Genomic DNA, 23,618 nt, shown 5'->3' with positions numbered 1-23,618 from the left:
AATGCGCGATGCCGCCTGAATTTTAGCGTGTTGCACCGAAAACGAAGGCGATAGCAGCAACCACAGCCATTGCGGTGATTGGTTTCTCGCGGATCGAGTTCTCGATGTCATCAAGGGCGCCCCGTGTTCTCGCCCTGACGACGTCGACGGACCCCGCCGCTGCTCCGGAAAGGGACTCCTTAAGCTTGGCGGCATCGTGGCGCACCGCGCGGACGTTCTCACGGACGGCGTCTTTCTTGTCGTGAGCCTCGGACAGGTCATCACCGGTTGGATATGGATCCGGTGCCGCGCTGATGCGATCGGCGCTCTCCGTGTCGGTCCTGCCGGCCGGGATCGCGGTATGAGTGACGGACACAGGATCGGACGCCGGGAAGGTGTCTTCCAGTCCCGCCTCAAGTTCTCCTTTGCGCGCGCGGCGACGTTGCTCAGCCTGCTCCTTGCGCATCGATTGAACTGCGGGGGAGTTCTTTGGATCGTCGGCCATGTCGTTCTCCTTTTTTAATGCTTGCGAACGAAAGCTCTAAGACCAATAGAAGTTCCCGGCGGCAAGGCAATTCGATGGAATTCAGGTGTTGGTTGCAGTCGTTAGATTGCTGGGCTGTGTAGGCGGGATTGTTCGCGGCTCAAGCGGGCTCCCGGACCCACGAGTATGTTTGCCGCAGGCGCATCGAGCGCGAGAGAACGGGCGGGTTGACACCTGCTGCGGCGAAAATCCCGATTGTCGTTGGTCAGGCCGCGTCGCCCACTCTTCTGCGTGGGGGTGTGACGGATCTGCCGGAGCCGGTGTTGTCAAAACCGTCGACGCGACCGTCAAGATGCGACCTGATTATCACCGAAGCGCAGGCTCGCAACCCTCAGCTGGTTTGTGAGTTAACGGCATTCACGATACCGGATCGAAGCATGTTCATATCATCGCCTGTACCAATTCTCCGGGTCGCGGTCTCCTTTCGCGGCGGCGATGATGGCCAGATCGCCACAACGGTTTCGGAAATGACCGAGTTGCTCCTGTCAAGCAGATGGCCGAAGAAGGCCAATGATACGCTTTGGCGCGACGCGCTTATGACATGCCTTCGCTCTCAGCAGGACGAGAAGAAGGCGAAGCGGGCTCGCAAGGCTTTCGTCAGAGCAGCGCGAGGGGCAAACATCACGGCAAAACACTGAAGAGCTGGCGACCTGCGGACGTCCATGATCCTGACACATGGTTCAATCGACGGTTATCGACGAGCAGAGCCTTCCGGGGTGCTTCTGCCGTGGTGCCTTGCACCTGCTGATAGAGTTCCTATCTCTGATCCGACCGCTTCGCGGAGATGTGAGATGGACAGTCAGACACGCCACCCAGTGATTGAAATCGTTGTTCCCCGACGGGCGCGCGCCCATTACCCCGATTCCGTCCGGTGCTTGTGTTGCAACGGCCCGCGTGCGCCATCCGAGATGGACGAGGACGGTTGTGGCATCTGTGACGAGTGCCTCGGAGTCAGTGATAATGACGTGCCCTCGACCATCGCAGCATTCGAAGAGGCCTTCGGACAATTGCCAAGCGGGTACATGGAGGGAAACTTCGAGGGGCGGCGCTGGAGCGCAACAGTGCGTCGATCCGCAGACGCAAGACGCATGTGGATGCTGGCCGAGGAACTTGGCGGGAACGAGATCGTCAGCTTCAACTGGTATCAGCTTTCCGATGGGCACGGTATTCTCAAACCATGTGAGATGTCGGTTTCGAGGGTGGTCGATTTTATTCTCGGATTTCGGATCGATCCCAGACTGGGCTGAAGCGCCAGGGTTACGAGGGCCGTTCCGCCACGGCAATGGTTGAACTGTGTTCGCACGCGAACGGTTCGAGCCGGTGCCCGGGGTTTCAGATGGCCCTCCGATCCTCACTGCCAGTCGATGTCGCCGATCGCTCCTGACTGGAAGACGATGATCGGGTCGCCCTCCTTCCCATCGACAGGCAAGCTTTCGCGCCAGACGATGACGCCGGCATGCCTCATGGCAAGTAACTTGGCCTCCTCCAACGCTTCCGGCTCGTCGTCTCCGACGACGGTTTCCCAGACAGGGACAACGTCGCCGCTAAAATCCCTGTCGAAAACAACAATGAACAGAGATGAGAATGTGCCCGGCATCGGACTTAAGCCGATCCGCGCCGAAGTCGTTCGAGCGTGAACCTCGTTCGGATGACGTCGGTGTGTCTCGAGGCGGGACCATGGCCCCGCCTTTGCGCGATGAAGGCACGGGGCGACTGCATGAGGCAGTGGCTGATACCGGGCAAGATCCTGATCATCGAAAACCTCCGTTGCTCGAAGAAAAACAAAGTCGGCGGCGAAAGGATCCGTAATTGGCGGGATCAACCCGCCTGATCGGCATGAAGGCGCTGAGCACCATTCCGTCAGCACGGCACGCGAGCGCCTATCTCCATTCAAAGAACCTGTCGGAGGATAAAGGCCGATGTTGCACCAGGATCTGCGCCCGCCCGGTTTCCTGCTGGTAGGCTGCGGCATCCTCATCACTGTTCAGTCCCACGAAATGCATCCTTGTCGATTCCGTGCTTGGGGCGCCCTTCAGGCGATAGACGAGATGCACCGCGCAAGTCGGATACTGCCAGCTGGCGGTCAAAAATTCGGCCAGCTGCCGGGCGTCCTGCTGTTGCGCCTGTCCGGAAATCGCCAGGAACTGGCCGAGGTCGAAGAACCCCTTAAACAATCCATAGGCGTTTTGCGGCTGCATCTGGAGAGCGCGACCGGTTGTGAAATCGCGGCGATAACAGACACCCTCAGTCTGTCCCTTCGCCTTTTTCTCGGTGTAGGTGACGAGATTCCTCTGGGCGAGAAGCTCCATCGTCAGCGCAAAGGTCTGATAGCGCTCCGCATCATCGTGCAACCGGTCGATCCTGGCTTTCAGGTCAACGACGTAGTCCCGGTAAAATGCGGCTGTCATTCTCAATGCTCCGATTGTCATCAGGGCGCTAGCTATCAGATAATCCGGCATTGCTAAACCGGCATGGAGAGCCGGCAAGAGACCGAAATCAGATGTGCACGGCGAGACCCAGTGCCTTTAGGGCTGCTTCCTGAAACGCTTCGCTGCGCGTCGGATGCGCATGGATCGTGCCTGCTATATCCTCAAGCCGCGCTCCCATCTCGATTGCCAGCGCAAAACTTGCCGAGAGTTCGGACACGCCGGCACCGACAGCCTGGACGCCAAGAACAAGACCGCTATCGGCTCGTGCGACCACCCGCACGAAGCCGTCCTCCGCCAGCATCGTCATTGCACGGCCGTTCGCGCTAAACGGAAATTGTCCAACGCGAATGGCAAATCCCTGTGCGCGTGCCTCATCCGGTGAAAGGCCCGCCGTGACGATTTCCGGATCCGTGAAGCAGATGGCGGGAATTGAGCGCTTGTCCCATGCACGCTTTCGGCCGGCCACGATCTCGGCGACCATCTCGCCCTGCGCCATTGCGCGGTGGGCGAGCATCGGTTCTCCAGTGACATCGCCAATCGCATAGACCCCACGCATCGAGGTGCGGCAACGATCATCGATGCGCAGGTAAGGCCCGCTCCGATCGAGGTCGAGTTCATCGATACCCGATCCTGCTGTCCTTGGACGGCGTCCGACCGTGACAAGCACGCGATCAGCAGGAAGATGTTCGGTCGCGCCACCCGACGTTTCGATCGAAACTGCGTCGCCATCCAGTCCGCTCGCCGTCGTATTGGTCGCAAGCCTGATGCCGAGTTCCCCAAGCCGCCGGGCAACCGGCCGCACCAGGTCCGCATCATATTGCGGCAGGATCTGTGGCGTGGCTTCGACGATGCTAACAGCCGATCCGAGCTTGGCAAAGGCAGTGCCAAGTTCGAGGCCGATATAGCCGCCTCCCACGACCACCAAGGATTTCGGCAGCTCGCGAAGGGAAAGTGCCTCCGTGGACGAAATAACCCTGCCGCCAAAAGGAAGCGCTGCAAGTTCGACAGGCTCTGACCCCGTGGCAATGACCACAGTGTCGGCACGGATCACCTGCAGGCCGATCTCCGTCTCGACCTCGACCGTCTTGCCATCGCGGAAGGCGGCGCGACCATGAACGATCTTTACCCTTGCCTTCTGCAACAGAGCTGTAACGCCGGCATTCAGGCGGCCGACAATGCCGTCCTTCCAGCTCATCGTCTTTGCAAGATCGATCGAAGCCGCCTCGACGCGAATGCCCATCGCGTTCCTGCCGGCAAGCATGTGTGCCGTTGCAAAAAACTCCTCGGCTGCGTGGATCATGGCCTTCGAGGGGATGCAGCCGACATTGAGGCAGGTGCCACCGGGCTTGTCGGCTTCGACGATGACTGTGTCCACGCCGAGCTGCCCAGCGCGAATGGCGCAGACATAGCCCCCGGGGCCAGCACCGATGACGAGGAGTTTGCAGGTGATCTCTTTCATGGACCTAGCCTTCGATGAAGATGAGTGCCGGTGTTTCGAGCAGGAGCCGGACGCGCTGAACAAAGGTGGCGGCATCCCACCCGTCGATGATCCGGTGATCAAAACTGGAGGAGAGGTTCATCATCTTGCGCGGCACGAACTGGGTTCCATCCCAATGAGGTCGGATGGCGATCTTGTTGACGCCGACAATTGCCACCTCAGGGTGATTGATCACAGGCGTTGACACGATGCCGCCGAGCGCCCCGAGCGAGCTGATCGTGATTGTAGAGCCGACGAGCTCGTCGCGCGTCGCCGTGCCGGTCCGTGCGGCCTCGGCCAGTCTACCCATTTCGATCGCGCAGTCGAAGATGCTGCGTGCCTCCGCGTTTTTCACCACCGGGACAACAAGTCCGGCGGGGGTTTGGGCGGCAATGCCGATGTGGACTGCGCCGTGCCGGGTCAGGATGCCCTTGTCATCATCGAAGGTTGCGTTGATGTTCGGTTGATCGGCGACGGCCTTCACGATCGCCCGCATCAGGAACGGCAGGACGGTCAGCTTGGGTTGTTCCGGCTTCGGGTCGCGGTTCATGGTGTTCCGCAATTCCTCAAGCGCTGTCATGTCGACTTCCTCGACATAGGTGATGTGGGGAATGCGCGAGGTCGACAGCGTCATCTTTTCGGCGATGCGGCGTCTGAGCCCGGTGAGCTTGACCTCCTTGGACGATGTCTTCCTTGCCATCGCAGGCGCCTGTGGCGGGCTCTCGCCGCGGGCAATGAACTGCTCGACGTCTTCGTGCAGGATCCGGCCTCCCGGGCCAGACGCCTTGATCTGGCGAAGATCCACGCCGGCGTCGCGCGCGACACGTCTGACGGAAGGCGATGCCAGCGGCTTATCGATCTCTGTTCTGTCCAGCCGCGCCCTGTCAGTCTGAGCCACGTCGGTATGGACTACGTCGGTATGAGCCTGTTCTTTCTTCGTCTGCCTGAGCTGCCGCCCGTCAGCGAGCGCCGCGTCAGTGCCTGCGGTGGCGGCAGGGGTCACCTCGATGCTTTCGCCAACATCGATCACCTGCGCCGTGCTGACGGAAGCGATCTCCGCAGCAGGCGCGTCGCCGGGCCTCGTTGCCCCGTCGTTTGTCTCGATGCGAACAAGTGGCGCCTTGACGGCGATCTTGTCGCCGACCTCGGCGCCGAGCCAGATGACCGTTCCTGTGACTGGTGAGGGGATCTCCACGGTCGCCTTGTCGGTCATGACTGCCGCGATCACCATGTCCTCGCGAACCGGATCGCCTGCCTTCACATGCCATTCGACAAGCTCCGCCTCGGCCACACCTTCACCGACGTCGGGCATCTTTATGGTGAACTCGCCCATTCCTTAGGCCTCCATGACTTCGGCAAGGGCTCGCCCGACGCGGCCGGGGCCCGGGAAATAGTCCCATTCCTGTGCATGCGGGTAGGGCGTATCCCAGCCGGCCACGCGCACGATGGGGGCTTCGAGGTGATAAAAGCAATGTTCCTGGACCAGAGAGGCGATCTCACCGCCGAACCCCGATGTGAGCGTCGCCTCATGCACCACCACGCAGCGTCCGGTCTTGTTGACCGAATTCACGATCGTCTCGAGGTCGAGCGGCAGGAGGCTGCGCAGGTCAATCACCTCAGCGTCGATGCCCGTATCCTCGGCAGCCGCGAGCGCGACATGCACCATGGTGCCGTAGGCGATGACAGTCACGGCGGAACCCTCGCGACGGATGGCAGCCTTGCCGATCGGAATTGCGTAATGGTCCTCTGGGACCTCGCCAAGCTCATGCTTTGACCAGGGGGTCACCGGTCGTTCATGATGGCCGTCGAAAGGGCCATTGTAGAGCCGCTTCGGCTCAAGGAACATGACAGGATCCGGGTCCTCGATCGAGGCAATGAGGAGCCCCTTCGCATCATAGGGGTTCGACGGCACGACGACCTTGAGCCCGCAGACATGGGTAAACAGCGCTTCCGGGCTTTGGCTGTGCGTCTGCCCACCAAAGATGCCGCCGCCCGTTGGCATGCGAAGGACGATCGGACATGTGAAGTCGCCATTCGAGCGGTAACGGATGCGGGCCGCTTCCTGGGTAATCTGGTCGTAGGCCGGGTACATGTAATCGGCGAACTGGATCTCCACGCAGGGTTTCAGTCCATAGGCTGCCATGCCGATCGCCGTGCCGACGATACCCGACTCGCTGATTGGGGCGTCGAAGCAGCGCGTCTTGCCGTATTTTGCCTGAAGCCCCTGGGTACATCGGAAGACGCCGCCGAAATAGCCGACATCCTCGCCGAACACGACCACATCATCGTCGCGCGCCATCGATACGTCCATGGCGCTGCGCACCGCTTCGATCATCGTCATTCTGGCCATGTCAGAAACCCGCCTTCTGTCGCTGCCGGCGAATATGCGGCGGCATCTCCGCGTAGACGCCCTCGAAGATATCACGCACCGAGGGCCTGCCTCCGGCATGGAGGGTACCATGCTGTTCGGCCTGCTTTTGCGCGTCGATGACCTCGTCCATGATTTCGGCCTCCATCTGCACATGGCGTTCCTCCGACCAGGCGCCTCTGACGATCAGGTGCTTTTTCAGGCGAAGGACCGGGTCTCCGAGTGGCCAGGATTCGGATTCGGTCTTTGGCCGATAGGCGCTCGGATCGTCGGAGGTCGAGTGGGCACCGACACGGTAGGTCACGTATTCGATCAAGGTCGGCCCGAGATTGCGCCTGGCACGTGCAGCGGCCCAGCATGCTACGGCATAAACAGCCAGATAGTCGTTGCCATCGACCCGCAACGCAGGAATGCCGAAGCCGAGCCCACGTGCTGCAAACGTTCCCGATCCGCCGCGCGCGATGCCCTGGAAAGTCGATATTGCCCACTGGTTGTTGACGATGTTGAGGATAACAGGCGCCTTGTAAGTCGAGGCGAAGACGAGGGCGGAATGAAAATCAGATTCGGCTGTCGAGCCGTCGCCGATCCATGCGGCGGCGATCCTGCTGTCATTCTTGATCGCGGATGCCATGGCCCAGCCGACCGCCTGGACGTACTGCGTGGCAAGGTTGCCGGAGATTGTGAAGAATCCATGTTCCTTTGATGAATACATGATCGGCAACTGCCGGCCCCGCAGCGGGTCGCTTTCGTTCGAGAAGATCTGGTTCATCATCTCGATCATGGGGTAATCGTCGGCAATCAGGAGGCCTGCCTGCCGATAGGTCGGAAAATTCATGTCGCCTTTTCTGAGTGCCTTGCGAAAGGCGCAACTGACAGCCTCCTCACCGAGATGCTGCATATAAAAAGACGTTTTTCCCTGTCGCTGCGCCATCAGCATCCTCGCATCGAAAGCGCGCAGCTTCATCATGTTGCGAAGGCCGACCAGCAGATCCTCGTCTGACAACAGGCCCGCCCAGGGACCGACGGCCTCTCCATCGCGGTTCAGGACGCGAATGATCGAATAGGCAAGGTCCCGAATATCCTCAGGGGCAACGTCGACGGCCGGACGCGGCACCGCGCCAGCCTTTGCGATCTTGACATTAGAAAAATCGGGTTGCCCGCCCGGCCGGACGGCTGGCTCCGGCACATGCAGGCTCAGTTGAGCGGTCTCCGTCATCGTCAATTTTCCCTCCCTTTGCGATGGTCGCTCCTCCCTGGACGCAGACATCGCACGATAATTTTTTACAGGTTGCGCGCGATCACCATTCGCTGCACGTCGCTGGTTCCTTCGTAGATCTGACAGATACGGACATCACGATAGATCCGCTCCACCGGATAATCGGCCATGTAGCCATAGCCCCCATGGACCTGGATCGCGGCCGAGCAGACCCGCTCGGCCATCTCGGATGCAAAGAGCTTGGCCATCGAGGCTTCCGACAGGCAGGGCAGGTTGCTGTCGCGAAGCGCTGCAGCGTGGAATACGAGCTGGCGGGCAGCTTCGATCTCAGTCGCCATGTCGGCAAGACGAAAAGCGACCGCCTGGTGTTCGATGATTGGTTTGCCGAACGACGTGCGTTCTCGTGCATAATCCCGTGCGGCCTCGAAGGCTGCGCAGGCCATGCCAACGGCCTGGGCACCAATGCCGATGCGTCCACCCTCGAGGTTCGCCAACGCGATCCTGTAACCCTCCCCCTCGTCACCCAACCTCAGCTCGGCAGGAATGCGCATCTCATTGAAGGCAATCTGGCACGTGTCCGTCGAATGGAGTCCGAGTTTTTCCTCGACCCGGACAACCTCGTAGCCTTGTGTGTCCGTCGGCACGATGAAGGCGGTGATGCCTTTCTTTGCGGCGGAAGCGTCCGTCACGGCAAAGACGATGATCATCTGGCCGTTCTTGCCAGAGGTGATGAACTGCTTGGCGCCATCGAGGACGTAGTGATCGCCGTCACGACGCGCGCGGGTGCGCAGATTGGACGCGTCCGAACCGGCCTGCGGTTCTGTCAGCGCAAATCCTCCGATCCACTCGCCGCTGGCAAGCTTCGGAAGAAAGCGCTGTTTCTGCTCTTCGGTGCCGAATTTCAGGATCGGCACACAGGCGACAGAGCTGTGCACGCTCATGATGGTGGAGCAGGGCCCGTCGCCTGCCGCGATCTCCTCCAAGGCTGCCGCATAGGCAAGCGTGCCGGTTTCCGATCCGCCGTATTGCTCGGGTACCAGCATGCCGAGGAGCCCAAGTCCGCCCATCTCTGCAAGTTCCTCGCGGGGAAACCTGTGCTCGCGATCGCGGGCGGCCGCGCCCGGAGCAAGCCGCTCGCGGGCAAAGTCTCTGGCGAGATCGCGGATCTGCTGCTGTAATTCGTTCAGGATCATGGTGCTTTTCCTCCCGCTTCCTAGAAGCGTTCGATCGCGACGGCAGTCGCCTCGCCACCCCCGATGCATAAAGCGGCCATCCCGCGCTTAAGGTCATAGCGCTCGAGCGCGGCAAGCAGGGTGACGAGAATGCGCGCACCTGAGGCACCGATCGGATGACCAAGCGCGCAGGCTCCGCCGTGTACATTCACCTTTTCTTCAGGCAGCTTCAGGTCGCGCATGGCAGCCATGGCGACAACGGCAAACGCTTCATTGATCTCGAACAGGTCGACCGTATCGAGCGGCCAGCCGGTGCGGTCCGACAGTTTCTGCAAGGCTCCGATCGGAGCGGTTGCGAATAGACCTGGCGCCTGGGAATGGGTGGCGTGGCCGCTGATTGTAGCACGGGGCTGCAAGTTTCGCCGCTCGGCTTCGGAGCGGCGCATCAACACGAGTGCGGCCGCGCCATCGGAAATCGAGCTCGAATTCGCGGCCGTCACGGTTCCGCCATCACGGAAGGCCGGCTTCAGCAATGGGATCTTGTCGATCTTTGCCTTGCCCGGCTGTTCGTCCTGGTCAACCAGCATCTCGCCCTTTCCCGAGGATATGGTGACCGGTGTCATTTCCGCGTTGAAGTTGCCGGCGTCGATGGCTTGTTGAGCGCGGGTCAGCGACATCACGGCGTATCGATCCTGCGCCTCGCGCGTAAACTGGTAGGCTTCGGCGCAGTCCTCCGCGAAGCTTCCCATGAGACGTCCCTTGTCGTAGGCATCCTCCAGCCCGTCTAGGAACATGTGGTCGGTCACGCGACCATGGCCGAGCCTGTAGCCGCTGCGGGCACGATCGAGAAGATAGGGTGCGTTGGTCATGCTCTCCATGCCGCCCGCGACTCCGACGGCAGCACTTCCCGTCGCCAGGAGATCATGGGTGAGCATGACGGCCTTCATGCCCGATCCACACATCTTGTTGATCGTGCTCGCGCCGGCGGAGAATGGCAGACCAGCCGTGATTGCGGCTTGTCTCGCCGGTGCCTGGCCGAGGCCTGCCGGCAGCACGCAGCCGAAGATGACCTCATCGACCGCCTCCGGCGTGAGGCCTGCACGTTTAAGGGCGGCCCCGATGGCGGCGGCGCCGAGCTTTGGTGCAGTTGCTTCCTTCAGCGCTCCCTGGAAACCGCCGATCGGCGTTCGGGCCGCTGCGACAATCACAACCGGATCCTCTAGAGCCATCCTTCATCCTCCCTGGTCAATGTGTCAGCGCGCGCTCATGCGCAAGGCGCCGTCGAGGCGAATGACTTCGCCGTTCAACATCCTGTTCTCGATGATATGGCGCACGAGCGCCGCAAATTCCGTTGGCCGACCAAGACGCTGAGGGAAGGGAACACTCTTGCCGAGCGCTTCCTGTACCTCGTGGGGCATGCCTGACATCATGGGAGTCTCGAAAATCCCAGGAGCGATGGAGGCAACGCGAATACCGTGCCGGGCAAGTTCACGGGCAACGGGAAGCGTCATGGAGGCGATGCCGCCCTTGGAGGCAGCGTAGGCGGCCTGACCAACCTGCCCATCGAAAGCGGCAATCGAGGCGGTATTGACGATGACCCCGCGCTCACCTTCCTCGTCTGGCTGCTGTTGCTGAAGGGCTAAGGCCGCAAGACGGGTCATGTTGAAGGTGCCGACGAGGTTGATTGAAATTGTGCGCACGAAGCTTTCGAGATCATGCGGACCGTCACGGCCGATTATCTTCTCGGCCGGTGCGACGCCCGCGCAATTCACAAGCCCATGAAGGCCGCCAAACACGTCGGTCGCGGTGGCAACAACAGCTGATGCATCATCGGCGAGCGTGACGTCGGCTCTAATGAAGCGCGCGTCCGACCCGAGCTCCAGGGCAATGGCCTCGCCGGCCGCCGGGTTGAGGTCGGCGATGACGACGCGTGCACCGGCTTCGATCAACAGCCTGGCGGTGGCTGCGCCAAGACCGGATCCACCGCCGGTGACTATGAATGTTCCTCCACGGATTTGCATGAATGTCCTCCCAATGCCTTCGCTGGTTTTTTCTCGACCGCGTCCACCCACTCTCCCGGGTGCTCATCGATCGCACCTATGCCTGCACGATTTTTCCATGCCATGGTCGCTGCTGTCGGCAAGACGCTTCGAAAGTGCCTCCATCACTTATTTTTCACCGGTCTCTGGTTGCGACATCAGTTGGAGTGACTTGCATCATTAGACTGCCAAAAAAAGCCCCAGCGCGCCAAGAAAAGTGGCGCAACTTTCCTGCGTATTTGGCCGCCGTTCGGTTGGAAACTAATGATTTTCTGCGGTTCAGCGAAAGCACGTTGCGGCGAACCAGAAAAGCATCATCAGAGAAAGACGATTGTCGTTCTGGCGATGCTTGAAGCAGTCCGAACAATTGGGTTCGAAAGCTACGGCCGGGGTTCCTCAGCAGCACGCCGATCGTTGAAGCTGCCGTCCTCTGGCAACGTCCTTGCGATCTGGTCGGCGTTGATCCAGACACTTCGAGCTTGGGGAAAGCTGAGGATTTACCGGAGCCGTTTGGCCGCGCGAGAAGGATGCACGACAACTTCGCCATGAAGCGGCTGCTACCTTACCGTAGCCGCAGCGGGATCATTGCGCTCGGTGGCCGACCGATCCTCGGCCTCGTTCTGCCTGTCCTTGGGGTCATTTCTCGAGGGCGTGACTGCCTCATTCACAATAATGTTCTTAACTGGCGGTAAGGCTGGAGCTCTCGCAATCGCCGAACGTTTTGCGTTGCCGGAAATTCAGTAGGGCGATAGGTTTGCACTTGCTGGGGAACTGCAGCTGTGGTCGAAACGAACACTGTCCAACTTGTGTTTGCGCTGAGCGTTGCTCGGGATCTTGCCTCCTGCGAGGGCCCGGACTTCGACCTCGTGGTTTATCATATTCAACAGGCTCTCCAGGCCGCGAAGGACGAGGCGCTTCGGAAAGGGATCCTTGTCGAGATCGACCGCGACGACACGATCCAGTAGGGGGCGGCCGTTGCTTGCGGACAAGGCATGGGCGGCCAATCATCCTACAGCCATAAAAGATGTTGCGCATTAAGAGGTGTTGCAGGGGTGTTATCCGCATCCTTGCTGATGTGGAACAACGGAAAAGAGCTGGCAACGCGTTCGTTGGGCCGCGCGAAAGAGGGAGGGTAAGGTAAACTGTCTGCGTTACACGAAGCAGGATTGGGCGTAGGATAGCAGCTAATCTGAACGATTGAAGGAGGCTGTCATGGCCTGGTTGTCGTTCATCTCCGCATTTGTAACCTTTACACTCTTCACCCCCTTACAATGTCGCCTCGAAGCGCATGATGCCGCACGCGGCTGGACCTACCCGCCTGCCAGCTGCAGAGGGCGCGGGCAGGGCGGCGATTGCGATGCTATCCCACGTTCAGACGTCAGCAAACTCCGACGCGGATACTCGATAATCCTACAGCCAGGGGATCATTTTCGCGCCACGCGTTCTCACCGTTTCTTCGTGCCTTATGGAGACGAGCTGCCGTCGGGAGACGGGGATTTCCATCTTTGCCTTCACCCCTCCGAGGATTATCTTAACTGCTTCTTTGCTCCGCCTGACAGTGTCTGAAGGTACCGGACCGTTGCATCTGGAGCCGGCCGGCCGACCATTACGTCGATGGATGGGCCAACGTCAAAGAGAAGCGCGGCGAAACACTGACCGAGAAGCAGGTGCGCAAGCGCGCACCAAGGGACCGGACATGACGATCGAGTTCTAGAACTTCCGCCGGGTTGCGAACCGATCGTTTCGGCCGAAGCGCGGTCGGCCCAAATTCGAGCTGCGAAACAATGCATTAGGGCGCTCGTGGGCACTGGACGAAACGAAATGCTCCACCATCTATTTGGTTTCAGGAATGGCGGATGAGGTCCCCTGATGTATCAGCCCGATGGATGTCTGATATGAAGGCAACTGGCAGCTCATCCTACTGATAAATCCGGGACCTCGCCGCCATGTTTTAGAAGGATACACGCACGAACGGGACGCGAACGTCCGCATTCGGCTCGGCTCTAGAGATCCAACATCGTCAGGTCGCATCAGGGGGCACCTGTTGGTGGGACGCGGATATGTCATCCGGCTCAGCTTCCCTCAGCATGCCGCGGTAGATCCCGGGAACGGAACCCTCAATCGGAATTGCACCAACGCTCTGGCGATAGAAGTCCATCGGTCCCGCGCCACCGATGATGCCGTAGGCATATCCCTGTGCGGACATGTCGAGCAAGGTGGTCAACAGCAACGCACGGCCGACACCTTGGCCGCGCGCTTTGGTGTCCACACCAGTCGGTCCGAAGAAGCCCTTCGCGGTCGCCTCATGGCAGGCAAAGCCGATCAACGTGCCATCCTTTATCGCGATGAAACATGTCGGCGGCTGCCGCATTGCCGCGGCTGTCGCCTCGCTGGACCACCCAGCCCCAAAACGGGGCGTAATCCAGTCTGTGAGTGTCTTCAACTCCGGCGGAAGCAGGCGGCGGAGGGTGACGCCGTGGCGCTCCATCATAGCGTCAATCGACGCATCCGGCCTGAGATCGTAGAGCTTGACGAGCATGTCCATGATGGGTCCTTTGCAATTACTATCCCTTGACGGCACCCGCAGTCAGCCCGGCCACAATCCGTCGCTGGAAGATCAACACGACGGCGATCAACGGCAGGGTCACCGTCACCGATGCCGCCATAATCTGGCCGAAGGGATACTCATAGCGGTTTGTGCCTGCAATCAGCCCGATGGCAACCGGCACCGTGCGGTTTTCATCCGTCAGGGTAAAGGTGAGGGCAAACAGGAATTCGTTCCAGGCAAGGATGAAGGCAAGAATGCCGGTGCTTGCAAGGGATGGGCCCATCAGGGGAAGAAGGATTTTCATGAGGATGCGAAAATGGGAGCACCCATCGATGATCGCTGCCTCCTCGAGCTCGCGCGGAAATTCCCGTATGAACGTCGTCAGGATCCAGGTGGTGAAGGGGACGGTGGACAGGAGATAGGTAAGCACCAGGGCGCTCGGGCGGTTAAAGAGGCCGAGCCAGTTGATCAGCTCGAACATGCCCGAAAGCACCACCACCTGCGGGAAAATCGATATCATCAGGATCACCATCAGCACCGCCCGGCGCTGCGGGAAATCAATTCGGCCAAGGGCATAGGCGGCGCTGATGCCGATGATGAGAGACAGGCAGGTGGTGGAAACGGCGACGTAGGCCGAATTCAAAAGCGATCCCATGAATACGGGATTGTCGATCAATTGCCGGTAGTAGGTGAAATCAAGGGCCGGCAGCAGAACCGAACGGTAGAGGGCTGCCCCCTGCTTCGTCGATGAAACGAAAGCCCAATAGTAGGGAAACAGCGTGTAAACGAGCACCAGGCCCAGCGCACAGACCTGCAGGCCCCGAAACGCACGGCGCCTTATCCGGTAGTGGGCAGTCGATTTGCGCAGCGGGCGGGCAAGTGTCAGATCAGCCATCATCAATGCCCCGCTGCCCTGTCGAGGCGCAGTGCGCCGATTAGAATGATGGCAACGAGGGCCACCAACATGAAAACCCAGGTCGAGGCCGCGGACCCGACGCCAAGTTCCTGGAAGCTGATCAGGCGATCGCGGGCGTAGATCGAGACGGTCATGACCTTTTCGTTGCTGCCGGCCAGGACATAGGACAGGTCGAACATGCGCAGTGCATCAAGCGAGCGAAACAGGACAGCGACGCCGATTGCGGGCCGCAACATGGGAAGGGTGATCGACCAGAACCGCTTCCAAGCCGGGATCCCGTCGACGGCCGCCGCCTCGAAGATCTCGTGGGACAGCATCTGCAGGCCAGCCAGGATGAGAAGGACCATGAAAGGCGTCGTCATCCACACGTCGATGAAGATCACCACCCCCATGATCAGCGAGCCGCTCGCGGTCCAGGCGACACCGTGATCGATGAGGCCGAGTTCGATCAGAACCTTGTTGATAACCCCGAACTGGTCGTTCAGCATCCATTCCCAAATCTTTGTGGCGACAACCACCGGAATGGCCCACGGCACCAGGATTGCAGCGCGGGCAAGACCGCGACCTGGAATCGCCTCGTTGATCAGGAGCGCGATCGCGAGACCAAGGACCGTCTCGATGGACACGGATACGACCGTGAATATCAGAGTGTTCCTGACAGCAAGCCACCAGCTGGGGTCGTTGAAGACCTCGAGGAAGTTTGCGATGCCCACCATCGAGTAAACGCTTGGATCGTCGAGATAGGCGTCCGTAAATGCAAAGAAGAAGGTTCGCCCGAGCGGCCAAACGGCCACGACGAGCATCGCTGCGATGACCGGCAGCAGGAAGAACCAGGCGGCGCGGTGGTCGCGGCGGGCAAGGCGGGCGCTCATCGGATGGCTCTCCTTGCATCCGCACCGTCCGACGAAAGGGCAATCCGTTGACCGTTGGCGGCAAAGAAGAAAATGGAGTGATCCTCAAAGTCGAGGGCGACAGTTTTGCCAATGAGAGTCTCGTCAGGGGATGCTGCAAGCCTGATCACCCAGATCGGGCCGCCAGCGATCCTGCAGTAAGCGAAATGTTCGTGGCCGAGGTCCTCGACCCGCTCGAGCACGCAGTCGAAGCGACCGGTACCGGCCGGAACAATGCGCAAGCCCTCCGGCCTGACACCGATTTCCGCCGGTGCCGCTCCGCCCTTGATCCGCGGGAGCGACAGGCCGCCCGGGCCGAATACGCCCTGTCCGTTGTCCGCTCCTGCCTCGACGGGAAGAAAGTTCATGCGCGGGCTGCCGATAAAACCAGCGACGAAGCGGTTGTCCGGGTGGTGGTAAAGCTCAGAGGGCGTCCCGACCTGTTCGATGCGGCCGTGGTTGAGCACGACGATCCGGTCGGCGAGCGTCATCGCCTCCGACTGGTCATGCGTGACATAGATCATCGTAGTGCGAAGATCCTCGTGAAGCCTGGCGATTTCCATCCGCATTTCCATCCTAAGATCGGCATCCAGATTGGACAGCGGTTCATCGAAGAGGAAGATTTCCGGTTGCCTGACCAGCGCCCTTCCTATGGCGACACGCTGGCGTTGGCCTCCCGACAGTTCACGCGGTCGCCGTTCCATTAGGTGGTCGACCTTCAGCATGCGGGCTACGGACTGTACCTTGCGCGCGATCGCGTCGCGCTTGATCCCCATCGTTTCGAGCGCGAACCCGATATTGCGGGCAACCGTCATATGCGGATAGAGCGCGTATGACTGGAAGACAAAGGCAACGCCTCGCTTGGCGGCGGGAACGTCGGTGACATCGTCGCCGCCAATCCTTACTATCCCTGACGAGGCGGAGATCAGGCCGGCGACGATCCGAAGCAGCGTTGACTTGCCGCATCCCGAGGGACCGACGAAAACGACGAATTCTCCGTCATTGATCGCCAGGTTTACATCCTGAATGACTTTATGTGTTCCGAAACTCTTCGAAACGGATTCCATCGAAACCGATGCCATTGTTCACCTTGGCTTGCGCGGGGCAGGGCCGGCTTGGCGCGCCGGCGGAAAAAAGACGCGGGAGAGGCGCCGCGGTTGCCCGAGCGTAGGACCCCGCGTCTTTGGCCGATCAGCGGCTTTCCTTGAGCTTCTCGAGGCGCTTGCCGAGCGAAGCGAAACCGTCCTTGGGATCGGTGGAACCCGACAGCATGTCGTGCACGGAGCGGTAGAAGGCCTGGGAGACGCGGTTATAGCTGGTGCCGGTATATCCTGATGGTCGCACAGCGCTATCGGCGAAGGCTTGCTGGTTGTCCTTCAGGAACGGGATCTTGTCCAGAACTTCAGGATCGCTGTAAAGCGACTGGATGGATGGATTGAGGGTTGCCTCGACGGCACGCATCTTCTGCATGTCCGTGCCAGTGATGAAGTTCACGAAATCTGCGGCGACCTGAGGCTTTGCGCTGTATTTGGAAACGCCGTAGTACATTGGACCAAGGCATCCGCTGGATTTCTGCCCATCCTTGCCGACTGGCAGTGGCATGACACCAACCTTGTCGATGATCGCGCTGCCCTCCTTATGGGAGGTTCCCCAGACGTATGGCCAGTTGCGATGGAACACGGCGTCGCCGGATTCGAAGACGGCCCGGGATGCCTCCTCATCGTAGTTCAGAACGCCTTCCGGACTGATCGACCCAATCCACCCCTTTGCCTTCTTGATCGCCTCGGCGGCATCGGCATTGTCGATGGTCACCTTTCCGTCGTCCGAAATGATCGTACCGCCACCGTTGGAGGCGATCAGCTCGATCGCGTCGCAGGTCAGGCCCTCGTAGCTTTTCGCCTGCCAGGCATAGCCCCACATCTTATCGTGCCCGTCAGCCCGCTCCTTATCCTGGATTTCCTTCGCCGCGCTGGCAAGTTCGTCCCAGGTCTTCGGTGGCTGCTTGCCGTACTTTTCCAGCAGGTCCTTGCGATAGAACATCAGGCCCACGTCCATGTAGGCAGGCATGGCGACAAGATTGCCGTCGAGCTTTGCCGCATTCAGCGTCGAGGCGAAATGCTTGTCCTGATCAGCTTGGGGAACCATCGTCTTGAGATCGAGAAGGTTGGCCTTGAACATGCCAAGCCAGATCACGTCGAGAAAAAGGACGTCGACGTCCTTCGATTTGGCCGCCAACAGCTGCTGGTACAGCGGGATCGCATCATCGAGCAGTGCTGGCATCTTGTTGATCTTCGCCTCGTTGCCGGTTTTTGCCTTCCAGGCGTCGGCAACCTTGGTGCAAAGTTCGAATTCCGTAGGTGAGCAGAAAGCCGAAATGGTTTCCGCATGAGCAGTGCTGGCCCAGAGGCCGGCAACGGCTGCAGCCGCAGCGAGGCATTTTTTCAACATGAGCTGTTCCTTGTCTTTATCACACTTGAACTGTGGGGAACTCTGTGGTTCCTGAGCCCAATAGGACTGGTTATGACCAGTCATGTCAACTGGACTCTCGCACTTACTGCGAGCAAAGTTGAGACGCCGGTTAATCCAGTTCGATCCGGGAGCGAGCGTGACGACACGACAGAGACTGACAAGGAAGGCCAGCGAAACGACGATCGACAGGACCGCTTCCCGTCCGCTCCATCAACAGGTTTATGAGGCGCTACTGTCGTCGATCCGCGAGGGGAAAGTGCCATTGCGCGGCAAGTTGCCGTCCGAGCGCGAGCTTGTGTCGCTGTATGATGTAAGCCGCATCACCATACGGCATGCCGTTCGCGAACTGATCCGCCAGGGCGTCGTGCAAAGCCAGGCTGGCAAGGGTCTCTATGTCGTCGACAACGGTGGCGGATTCGAGCTCGAAGTGCTCAAAAGCTTCACCAGCACCGCGCTTGCAAATGGTCACACGCCGGGGCAACGGCTTCTCGATATTGCCGTCGTCAGGGCATCGCTGGATATCACCCGACCGCTGATGATCCCACCCGGATCGGAGGTCATCATTCTCTCGCGTTTGCGCCTGCTCGATAAGATCCCGGTCGTCTTGCAGACAGACTGGATCGCGGCTTCGAGGGCGCCCGACCTTACCGGTCTTGACTGGTCGGTCGCGAATCGGTCGCTCTATTCTGAATTGCGAGAGCTCTACAAGATCCAGCCGCGGCGCGGCCAGACGACGCTCAGTGCTCGGCTGGCCAGCAGAGCAGAGGCAGAACTCCTCGAGCTTCCACAGCCGGGGGCCGTGCTGACCGTCGACCAGATCGCCTTTGATGAGCGTGACCGGCCGATAAACATGACATCCCTGATCCACCATCCCGAGCGGTATCCGCTGACACTGCTGCAGTCGGCCACGGGCGACTTCAAGCACTATGGCTGATTTTGATCGCTGGAAGGATGCCGGCCCACCCGTTTCAACACAATGGGAGGCCGCAGAGACCAATGACCAACCGTAGTGGCTTTTTAGAAGGCCCGGACACGGCTACCCGATGATCTGAGGCCTTCTCACAATCATCAGCCCGTCACCTCTGATTGCGGGGGAGATGGTCGTGTAGTCGTCGATCGAGGGGCGATTGCCAAAATCGTGCTTATGACCGGCAGCAGTAATCACCATGACGCCGGCTCCTGCCGCTTCACCCGCTTGTACACCGGCCTCGACGTCTTCAAAGACGAGGCATTCGGCTGGTCGAACACCAAGGACCTCGGCGCCAAGGATGTAGCATTGGGGATTCGGCTTGCCGATTGTAACGTCGTCTCCGGTGACCATGAAACGGGGGACGGGCAGCCCTGCTGCGTCAAGGCGGCGTAGCGCCAGAGCCTTGGTCGACGATGTCACGATCGCCCAGCGATCGGGTGGAAGAGCGGCGAGGAAGCTCACCGCGCCGGGAATGGCGACAACACCATCGACGTCGTCGATCTCGGCTTGCGTGATCTTGTCGGCTTCCAAGACAGGATCGATGCCGGGCAGGCCGAGCTGACGTATCGTGTCGACCCCGCGCTTCCCATGCATGGTTGGCAAGAAGCGCACGGGATCAAGCCCGTGGCGCTCCGCCCAATGACCCCAGACCCGCTCTGCCGCCGCCTTTGAACTCAGGATGGTGCCGTCCATGTCGAAGAGGAACGCGGCATATTGCTTTTGATCGGGAAACTGGGGCGGCACGGTCATCTCCTGGCTTGACGGGAATAGTCCACTATGTGGACTTTCTCGGGGAGTGGTGCAAGCGATGGCTACCCGGCCTGGCGATTGTCGAGAGAGAAAGAATAGGGCCGATTGCGGGTCAGGCGAAGCCGCTCAGCGTCAGCATGACCGAGAAGACCTGTAGCACCGCGGAGCCGCAGCGCCGGGCAAAACCGGGTATCTCCTGCCGGCGGCCGATTATTGCCCGCCCAAACGCAAGCCACAGAGCGCAGGGTGCGGCCGTGATTGCCGGACAATACCAAAATAGTCAGAACCACACCCGCTCGGACAGATGGCACCATGACCAGTCCAACGATGATGGCTTTCGGGTTGAGAAGCTTGTAACGAAGAGTTTGCGCGCACCGACCCTCATGCCTTCACACCTCCAAGAGGCGCCCACAGCGTCAATGCCAGGCCCAGGACCCAGGCCGCCGCCACAAACTTCACTGCCTGCGACTATGAGGGTCTTCGCAACCTGAAGCCGCATTTCTGCATGACACGCCAAAACCTTCGCTAAAAACTTATATTGGCATATAGATAGTTATAATGTATTGATGCTATATCCCCTTAAACCGGATATAAGCCATGGATGAGGTTCGCAATCCGTTCGCACCCGGGGCTGGGTCTCAGCCGCCTGAACTAGCTGGTCGCAATGGCATTCTTGAAGACGCCCGTATCGCCGTTCAGCGTGTCATTCGAGGCAAGCCTGCACGTTCACAAATCCTGCTTGGTCTCCGGGGCGTCGGAAAGACCGTTCTCCTGAACAAGATCGAGCAGATCGCCGAGGAGCACGGCCATCTGACATCGATGGTAGAAGGGCCTGAAGGGATTCCCCTGCCAACGCTTCTCTATCCGCGCATCCACCAAGTGCTTCGCAAGCTCAGCGTCGTTGAAAAGGCGAAAGCCAATGCCTTCAGCGCGATGCGGGCGCTCCGCAGCTTTGCCTCGATATTCAAAGTTGAAATGGGAGACTTCGCCCTTTCGGTCGACCCTGAAACCGGAACGGCGGATAGCGGCAACATCGAATACGATCTTGCCGAACTGTTTGTCCGCGTCGGGGAGGCAGCGAAAGCTGCAGGGCGCGGATGGACGCTGCTCATCGATGAGATCCAGTACCTCGGCGAACGGGACTATGCGGCGTTGATTGTTGCCATTCACCGGATCAGTCAAAAAGGCCTTCCGGTCCTGTTTTTTGGTGCCGGCCTGCCTCAGGTCGCGGCGCTTTCCGGCGACGCAAAGTCCTATGCCGAGCGGCTGTTTACCTATCCGTCAGTCGGCGCCTTGGACCAGCCGTCGGCCGAGCTCGCCATCAAGAATCCCATCGAGGAAGAGGGCGAAAGGATCAACGTCGAGGCATTACAGGCAATCATCGCGCAGACCCGCGGTTACCCCTACTTCCTGCAGGAATGGGGCTATCAGGCTTGGAACGCGGCGGATTACTCGCCGATAGACGCAGCAGACATTAATCAATCGGCGAAGAAGGCTCTGCACAGGCTTGATGAAGGGTTCTTCCGGGTGCGTTTCGATCGCCTGACGCCGCGTGAACGTGACTATGTTTTCGCCATGGCCAGGCTTGGTATGGGGCCCTACAAATCCGGCGACGTGGCCGATATGATGAAAGAGCCGCCGAGCAAGTTCGGGCCGGTGCGGGCAAGCCTCATCAAGAAGGGCATGATCTACAGTCCCTCCTATGGAGATGTCGATTTCACGGTGCCATTGTTCGGCGACTACCTGGTCCGCAACTGGATAAAATGAAACATTGCCGGCATACCGTGCGCTTGCCGATCGATGCCTGGAAATTGCTCCGATACGAGTGCCGCGACGCGCAGGAACGCCCTGCCGTTTTGTAAGGGGCACCGCATCATCGCTTGCTCCGCCTGTTGAAAATGTACGATCGAGCGCTGGACCGACGGCAAGCCGTGGAAGTGCCCCTTCGCGGCCCAAATCATTTGAGGGCGTTCTTGCCCTTTTTCAGCGGGGCGCTCTCTGTGGAAGCAGAATTTCACCGCGAGTTGGAGCCGGGGGTCCCAAGCCTATCGGGTCGGACGGCATTAAACACATTGGCGCTCGGCTTGCGTTAGACGGCCAAGGTCAAGCTGGTCGTGATTGCCACGGCGCGGCCTTTCTGACGAGAAGAATGAGGCGGTCAAGAGCGACACGCCTGGTTAGATGAGGCTCTTGCCCGTGCGCTGTGCTGCTTCCTTTCGCACCAGATGCCAGCATGCAAGGTCAAGCATCGCATCTGGCAGGGCGCGGTGACTTGCCGGTTTGCCGGATCTGCTGGTCATGATGACGTCCTCGACGAGGTTGATGAGTTCCACCTCGTCCGTTGCAGGTCCCATGAGATCACGCGCAGCAGCGAGAAATGCCTCCTTGGACCTGCTGACCCGGAGAGCGTGACGTGGCAGGTCGCCCGCGCGCAGAAGCACGCTGAGCCATTTTCCGTCCCATGACGGCGCGCTTGCGTAGAGGTCGTTGCCGGCGAGCTCTTTCATCATGTGCCGCGCTACCACTTCCGCGGCAGTGCCGTTCCTGTCGAGCTGATCTCGCGAAATTCCATGGATAGCTTCCGCGTCGGGCGACCAATCGGTCCAATCGGGCGCGGGGCGTATCAGAAAGGAGCGGGACCGACCATCCTGAAACACCCAGGCGACCTCGATCGGGAAGCTGTCCTTGCCGAGTGACGATGCTTCGAAGTCCAGGAATACGATCAAGGGGACGTCACAGGCGCCACTGCCTCCCGCCAGGTTATTGGAAAGGTTTCAGGCGCGCGTCAGACAGCGACGAGGCGACGCCTTGGAGCATCGGTATCATATCTTGCGGCGGTTGGCAGCCTTCCCATTGGAGGAAGAGATTGCTGCGAAAGAGGGCCGCAAGACCTATGGCATTCGGCCGGAACACATCCTGCTTTCCGAGACCGAGGGCAGGTGGCGAGGGACCGGCTCGCCGCTCCAGCGACGAACCCCGGTGGTGAAGCGCGACGCGACCTGCCCCCAAAGGACGCCCGTAGCGTGGCGTGGATTTAATCGCAACGGTGACGGTTGCGACAGAAGTGGCTGATCGCCCCCGGCGCCGATTTCAAGGCCGTCTTCCGCCTGGCGACAACCCCGTCTATCCGCAACGAGACGGCCCCGGTCCGCCTGATTGTCGCCGAAAGCTTAGCTTGCTGCCTTCAGACCCTTTGTCGAACGATCAGTGATCTCCTCGAGAGTCGAGAGGATCTTTCGAACGCCATAGTGCATCGTCGAATAATAGATCGTCTGGGCGTCGCGACGGGTTGTCACGATATTGCCCTCACGAAGACGGGCGAGATGCTGGGAGAGAGCCGACTGCGAAAGGCCAACGCGTTTCGCCAATTCACCGACGTTCAATTCATTGTCCAGGAGAAGGCTGGCAATCAGGAGTCTTTTTTCGTTTGCCAACAGAGTTAGAAGTCTAGCCTCTTCCTGGAAGTCCGTATCAATGCGCATTTCAGAGATTCACCTAGCTTTAAAAAACCGATCGCTTACTTAAACGTAAGATAGCGAAATAGCCATAACCCCGATTGAATTTGATTAATCTACTTTAGGCGAATAAAACGTTTCAGCAGATTCCGATCGGATACGGGGATTCTGAGCGACCAGGGGGAGCGCCATGCCGTGATCGACATTGCCCGTGCCACAGCTGGGCATTCGGACGTTTCCTTCGATTGACAGCACCAATGCTGTGACCAAGGCTCGCTCGCGAGGTCGTGGCTAGTGGTGTGGCAACATCTACCGGGAGCCGAAGCGCCAGCAATCGCTGCCGTCGGTGATGTCTCAGGGGCCTATGGCCCGGCGGGAATGGATGCGGTTGTCACT

23 protein-coding genes are annotated in these 23,618 nt (G+C 59.8%); 5 read left to right on the top strand and 18 right to left on the bottom strand.

The genetic code is table 11. From position 1 onward, the window contains the following. Positions 1-22: 22 nt before the first annotated feature. Entirely contained in the window at positions 23-484 is a 462-nt protein-coding gene (locus RGCCGE502_RS27075) for a hypothetical protein (protein ID WP_016557402.1), read from the bottom strand. Positions 485-900: 416 nt separating this feature from the next. Between RGCCGE502_RS27075 and RGCCGE502_RS36845 the strand changes: the two genes are divergently transcribed. Next, entirely contained in the window at positions 901-1,161 is a 261-nt protein-coding gene (locus tag RGCCGE502_RS36845; protein WP_019280299.1) for a DUF982 domain-containing protein, read from the top strand. Positions 1,162-1,314: 153 nt separating this feature from the next. Beyond that, complete coding sequence (locus RGCCGE502_RS36840) at positions 1,315-1,770, top strand: hypothetical protein (protein ID WP_016557400.1); 456 nt, start codon at positions 1,315-1,317, stop codon at positions 1,768-1,770. Between the two features lie 104 nt (positions 1,771-1,874). On the opposite strand, the gene RGCCGE502_RS36835 is transcribed toward RGCCGE502_RS36840, so the two are convergent. The 9 genes from RGCCGE502_RS36835 to RGCCGE502_RS27020 form a co-directional block, all read right to left on the bottom strand. After that, positions 1,875-2,120, bottom strand: a complete 246-nt coding sequence (locus RGCCGE502_RS36835; protein WP_040675731.1) for a hypothetical protein — start codon at positions 2,118-2,120, stop codon at positions 1,875-1,877. Between the two features lie 283 nt (positions 2,121-2,403). Further along, the gene (locus tag RGCCGE502_RS27055; protein WP_016557398.1) at positions 2,404-2,931 is read right to left on the bottom strand and encodes a hypothetical protein; all 528 of its coding nucleotides are present in this window, start codon (positions 2,929-2,931) and stop codon (positions 2,404-2,406) included. Positions 2,932-3,019: 88 nt separating this feature from the next. After that, positions 3,020-4,411, bottom strand: coding sequence for a dihydrolipoyl dehydrogenase (lpdA, locus tag RGCCGE502_RS27050; protein WP_016557397.1), 1,392 nt, complete (start codon positions 4,409-4,411; stop codon positions 3,020-3,022). Positions 4,412-4,415: 4 nt separating this feature from the next. Then, positions 4,416-5,762: a dihydrolipoamide acetyltransferase family protein gene (locus RGCCGE502_RS27045; protein WP_016557396.1), complete on the bottom strand. Its 1,347-nt coding sequence runs from the start codon at positions 5,760-5,762 to the stop codon at positions 4,416-4,418. 3 nt (positions 5,763-5,765) lie between these two features. Next, positions 5,766-6,779, bottom strand: coding sequence for an alpha-ketoacid dehydrogenase subunit beta (locus RGCCGE502_RS27040; RefSeq protein ID WP_016557395.1), 1,014 nt, complete (start codon positions 6,777-6,779; stop codon positions 5,766-5,768). 1 nt (position 6,780) lies between these two features. Then, the gene (locus tag RGCCGE502_RS27035) at positions 6,781-8,013 is read right to left on the bottom strand and encodes a 3-methyl-2-oxobutanoate dehydrogenase (2-methylpropanoyl-transferring) subunit alpha (protein WP_016557394.1); all 1,233 of its coding nucleotides are present in this window, start codon (positions 8,011-8,013) and stop codon (positions 6,781-6,783) included. A 65-nt stretch (positions 8,014-8,078) separates the two neighbouring features. Continuing rightward, on the bottom strand, positions 8,079-9,206 hold the full coding sequence (locus RGCCGE502_RS27030) for an acyl-CoA dehydrogenase family protein (protein WP_016557393.1): 1,128 nt from the start codon (positions 9,204-9,206) through the stop codon (positions 8,079-8,081). A 20-nt stretch (positions 9,207-9,226) separates the two neighbouring features. Continuing rightward, positions 9,227-10,414, bottom strand: a complete 1,188-nt coding sequence (locus tag RGCCGE502_RS27025) for an acetyl-CoA C-acyltransferase (protein WP_016557392.1) — start codon at positions 10,412-10,414, stop codon at positions 9,227-9,229. A 24-nt stretch (positions 10,415-10,438) separates the two neighbouring features. After that, complete coding sequence (locus RGCCGE502_RS27020) at positions 10,439-11,206, bottom strand: 3-hydroxyacyl-CoA dehydrogenase (protein WP_016557391.1); 768 nt, start codon at positions 11,204-11,206, stop codon at positions 10,439-10,441. A 797-nt stretch (positions 11,207-12,003) separates the two neighbouring features. Between RGCCGE502_RS27020 and RGCCGE502_RS27010 the strand changes: the two genes are divergently transcribed. Continuing rightward, entirely contained in the window at positions 12,004-12,189 is a 186-nt protein-coding gene (locus RGCCGE502_RS27010) for a hypothetical protein (protein WP_016557389.1), read from the top strand. Between the two features lie 1,055 nt (positions 12,190-13,244). Here the strand turns inward: RGCCGE502_RS27010 and RGCCGE502_RS27005 are convergent. The 5 genes from RGCCGE502_RS27005 to RGCCGE502_RS26985 form a co-directional block, all read right to left on the bottom strand. Beyond that, a complete protein-coding gene (locus RGCCGE502_RS27005) occupies positions 13,245-13,769 on the bottom strand; it encodes a GNAT family N-acetyltransferase (RefSeq protein ID WP_016557388.1) in 525 nt (174 codons plus the stop codon). A 19-nt stretch (positions 13,770-13,788) separates the two neighbouring features. Further along, positions 13,789-14,670, bottom strand: coding sequence for a carbohydrate ABC transporter permease (locus RGCCGE502_RS27000; protein WP_016557387.1), 882 nt, complete (start codon positions 14,668-14,670; stop codon positions 13,789-13,791). Further along, the gene (locus RGCCGE502_RS26995) at positions 14,670-15,560 is read right to left on the bottom strand and encodes a carbohydrate ABC transporter permease (protein WP_016557386.1); all 891 of its coding nucleotides are present in this window, start codon (positions 15,558-15,560) and stop codon (positions 14,670-14,672) included. Before RGCCGE502_RS26995 ends, RGCCGE502_RS27000 begins: the two co-directional genes overlap by 1 nt. Next, positions 15,557-16,660: an ABC transporter ATP-binding protein gene (locus RGCCGE502_RS26990; protein WP_016557385.1), complete on the bottom strand. Its 1,104-nt coding sequence runs from the start codon at positions 16,658-16,660 to the stop codon at positions 15,557-15,559. Before RGCCGE502_RS26990 ends, RGCCGE502_RS26995 begins: the two co-directional genes overlap by 4 nt. Before the next feature lie 109 nt (positions 16,661-16,769). Beyond that, a complete protein-coding gene (locus RGCCGE502_RS26985; RefSeq protein WP_016557384.1) occupies positions 16,770-18,026 on the bottom strand; it encodes an ABC transporter substrate-binding protein in 1,257 nt (418 codons plus the stop codon). 175 nt (positions 18,027-18,201) lie between these two features. Here RGCCGE502_RS26985 and RGCCGE502_RS26980 point away from each other — a divergent pair, with 175 nt between their 5' ends. Next, a complete protein-coding gene (locus RGCCGE502_RS26980; RefSeq protein ID WP_040675727.1) occupies positions 18,202-18,981 on the top strand; it encodes a GntR family transcriptional regulator in 780 nt (259 codons plus the stop codon). 102 nt (positions 18,982-19,083) lie between these two features. Here the strand turns inward: RGCCGE502_RS26980 and RGCCGE502_RS26975 are convergent, their stop codons facing one another. Then, complete coding sequence (locus RGCCGE502_RS26975; protein WP_040675699.1) at positions 19,084-19,767, bottom strand: HAD family hydrolase; 684 nt, start codon at positions 19,765-19,767, stop codon at positions 19,084-19,086. A gap of 597 nt (positions 19,768-20,364) precedes the next feature. Here RGCCGE502_RS26975 and RGCCGE502_RS26970 point away from each other — a divergent pair. Next, complete coding sequence (locus tag RGCCGE502_RS26970) at positions 20,365-21,534, top strand: ATP-binding protein (RefSeq protein WP_016557381.1); 1,170 nt, start codon at positions 20,365-20,367, stop codon at positions 21,532-21,534. Between the two features lie 410 nt (positions 21,535-21,944). Here RGCCGE502_RS26970 and RGCCGE502_RS26960 read toward each other — a convergent pair whose 3' ends face one another. Together RGCCGE502_RS26960 and RGCCGE502_RS26955 are read right to left on the bottom strand one after the other, a co-directional pair. Beyond that, a complete protein-coding gene (locus RGCCGE502_RS26960) occupies positions 21,945-22,493 on the bottom strand; it encodes a 3'-5' exonuclease (RefSeq protein ID WP_016557380.1) in 549 nt (182 codons plus the stop codon). Positions 22,494-22,937: 444 nt separating this feature from the next. Next, on the bottom strand, positions 22,938-23,249 hold the full coding sequence (locus tag RGCCGE502_RS26955) for an ArsR/SmtB family transcription factor (RefSeq protein ID WP_016557379.1): 312 nt from the start codon (positions 23,247-23,249) through the stop codon (positions 22,938-22,940). Positions 23,250-23,618: the final 369 nt, after the last annotated feature.

Source organism: Rhizobium grahamii CCGE 502 (genome assembly GCF_000298315.2).
GTDB lineage: Bacteria > Pseudomonadota > Alphaproteobacteria > Rhizobiales > Rhizobiaceae > Rhizobium > Rhizobium grahamii.
This window is presented reverse-complemented; position numbering and strand designations above follow the sequence as displayed.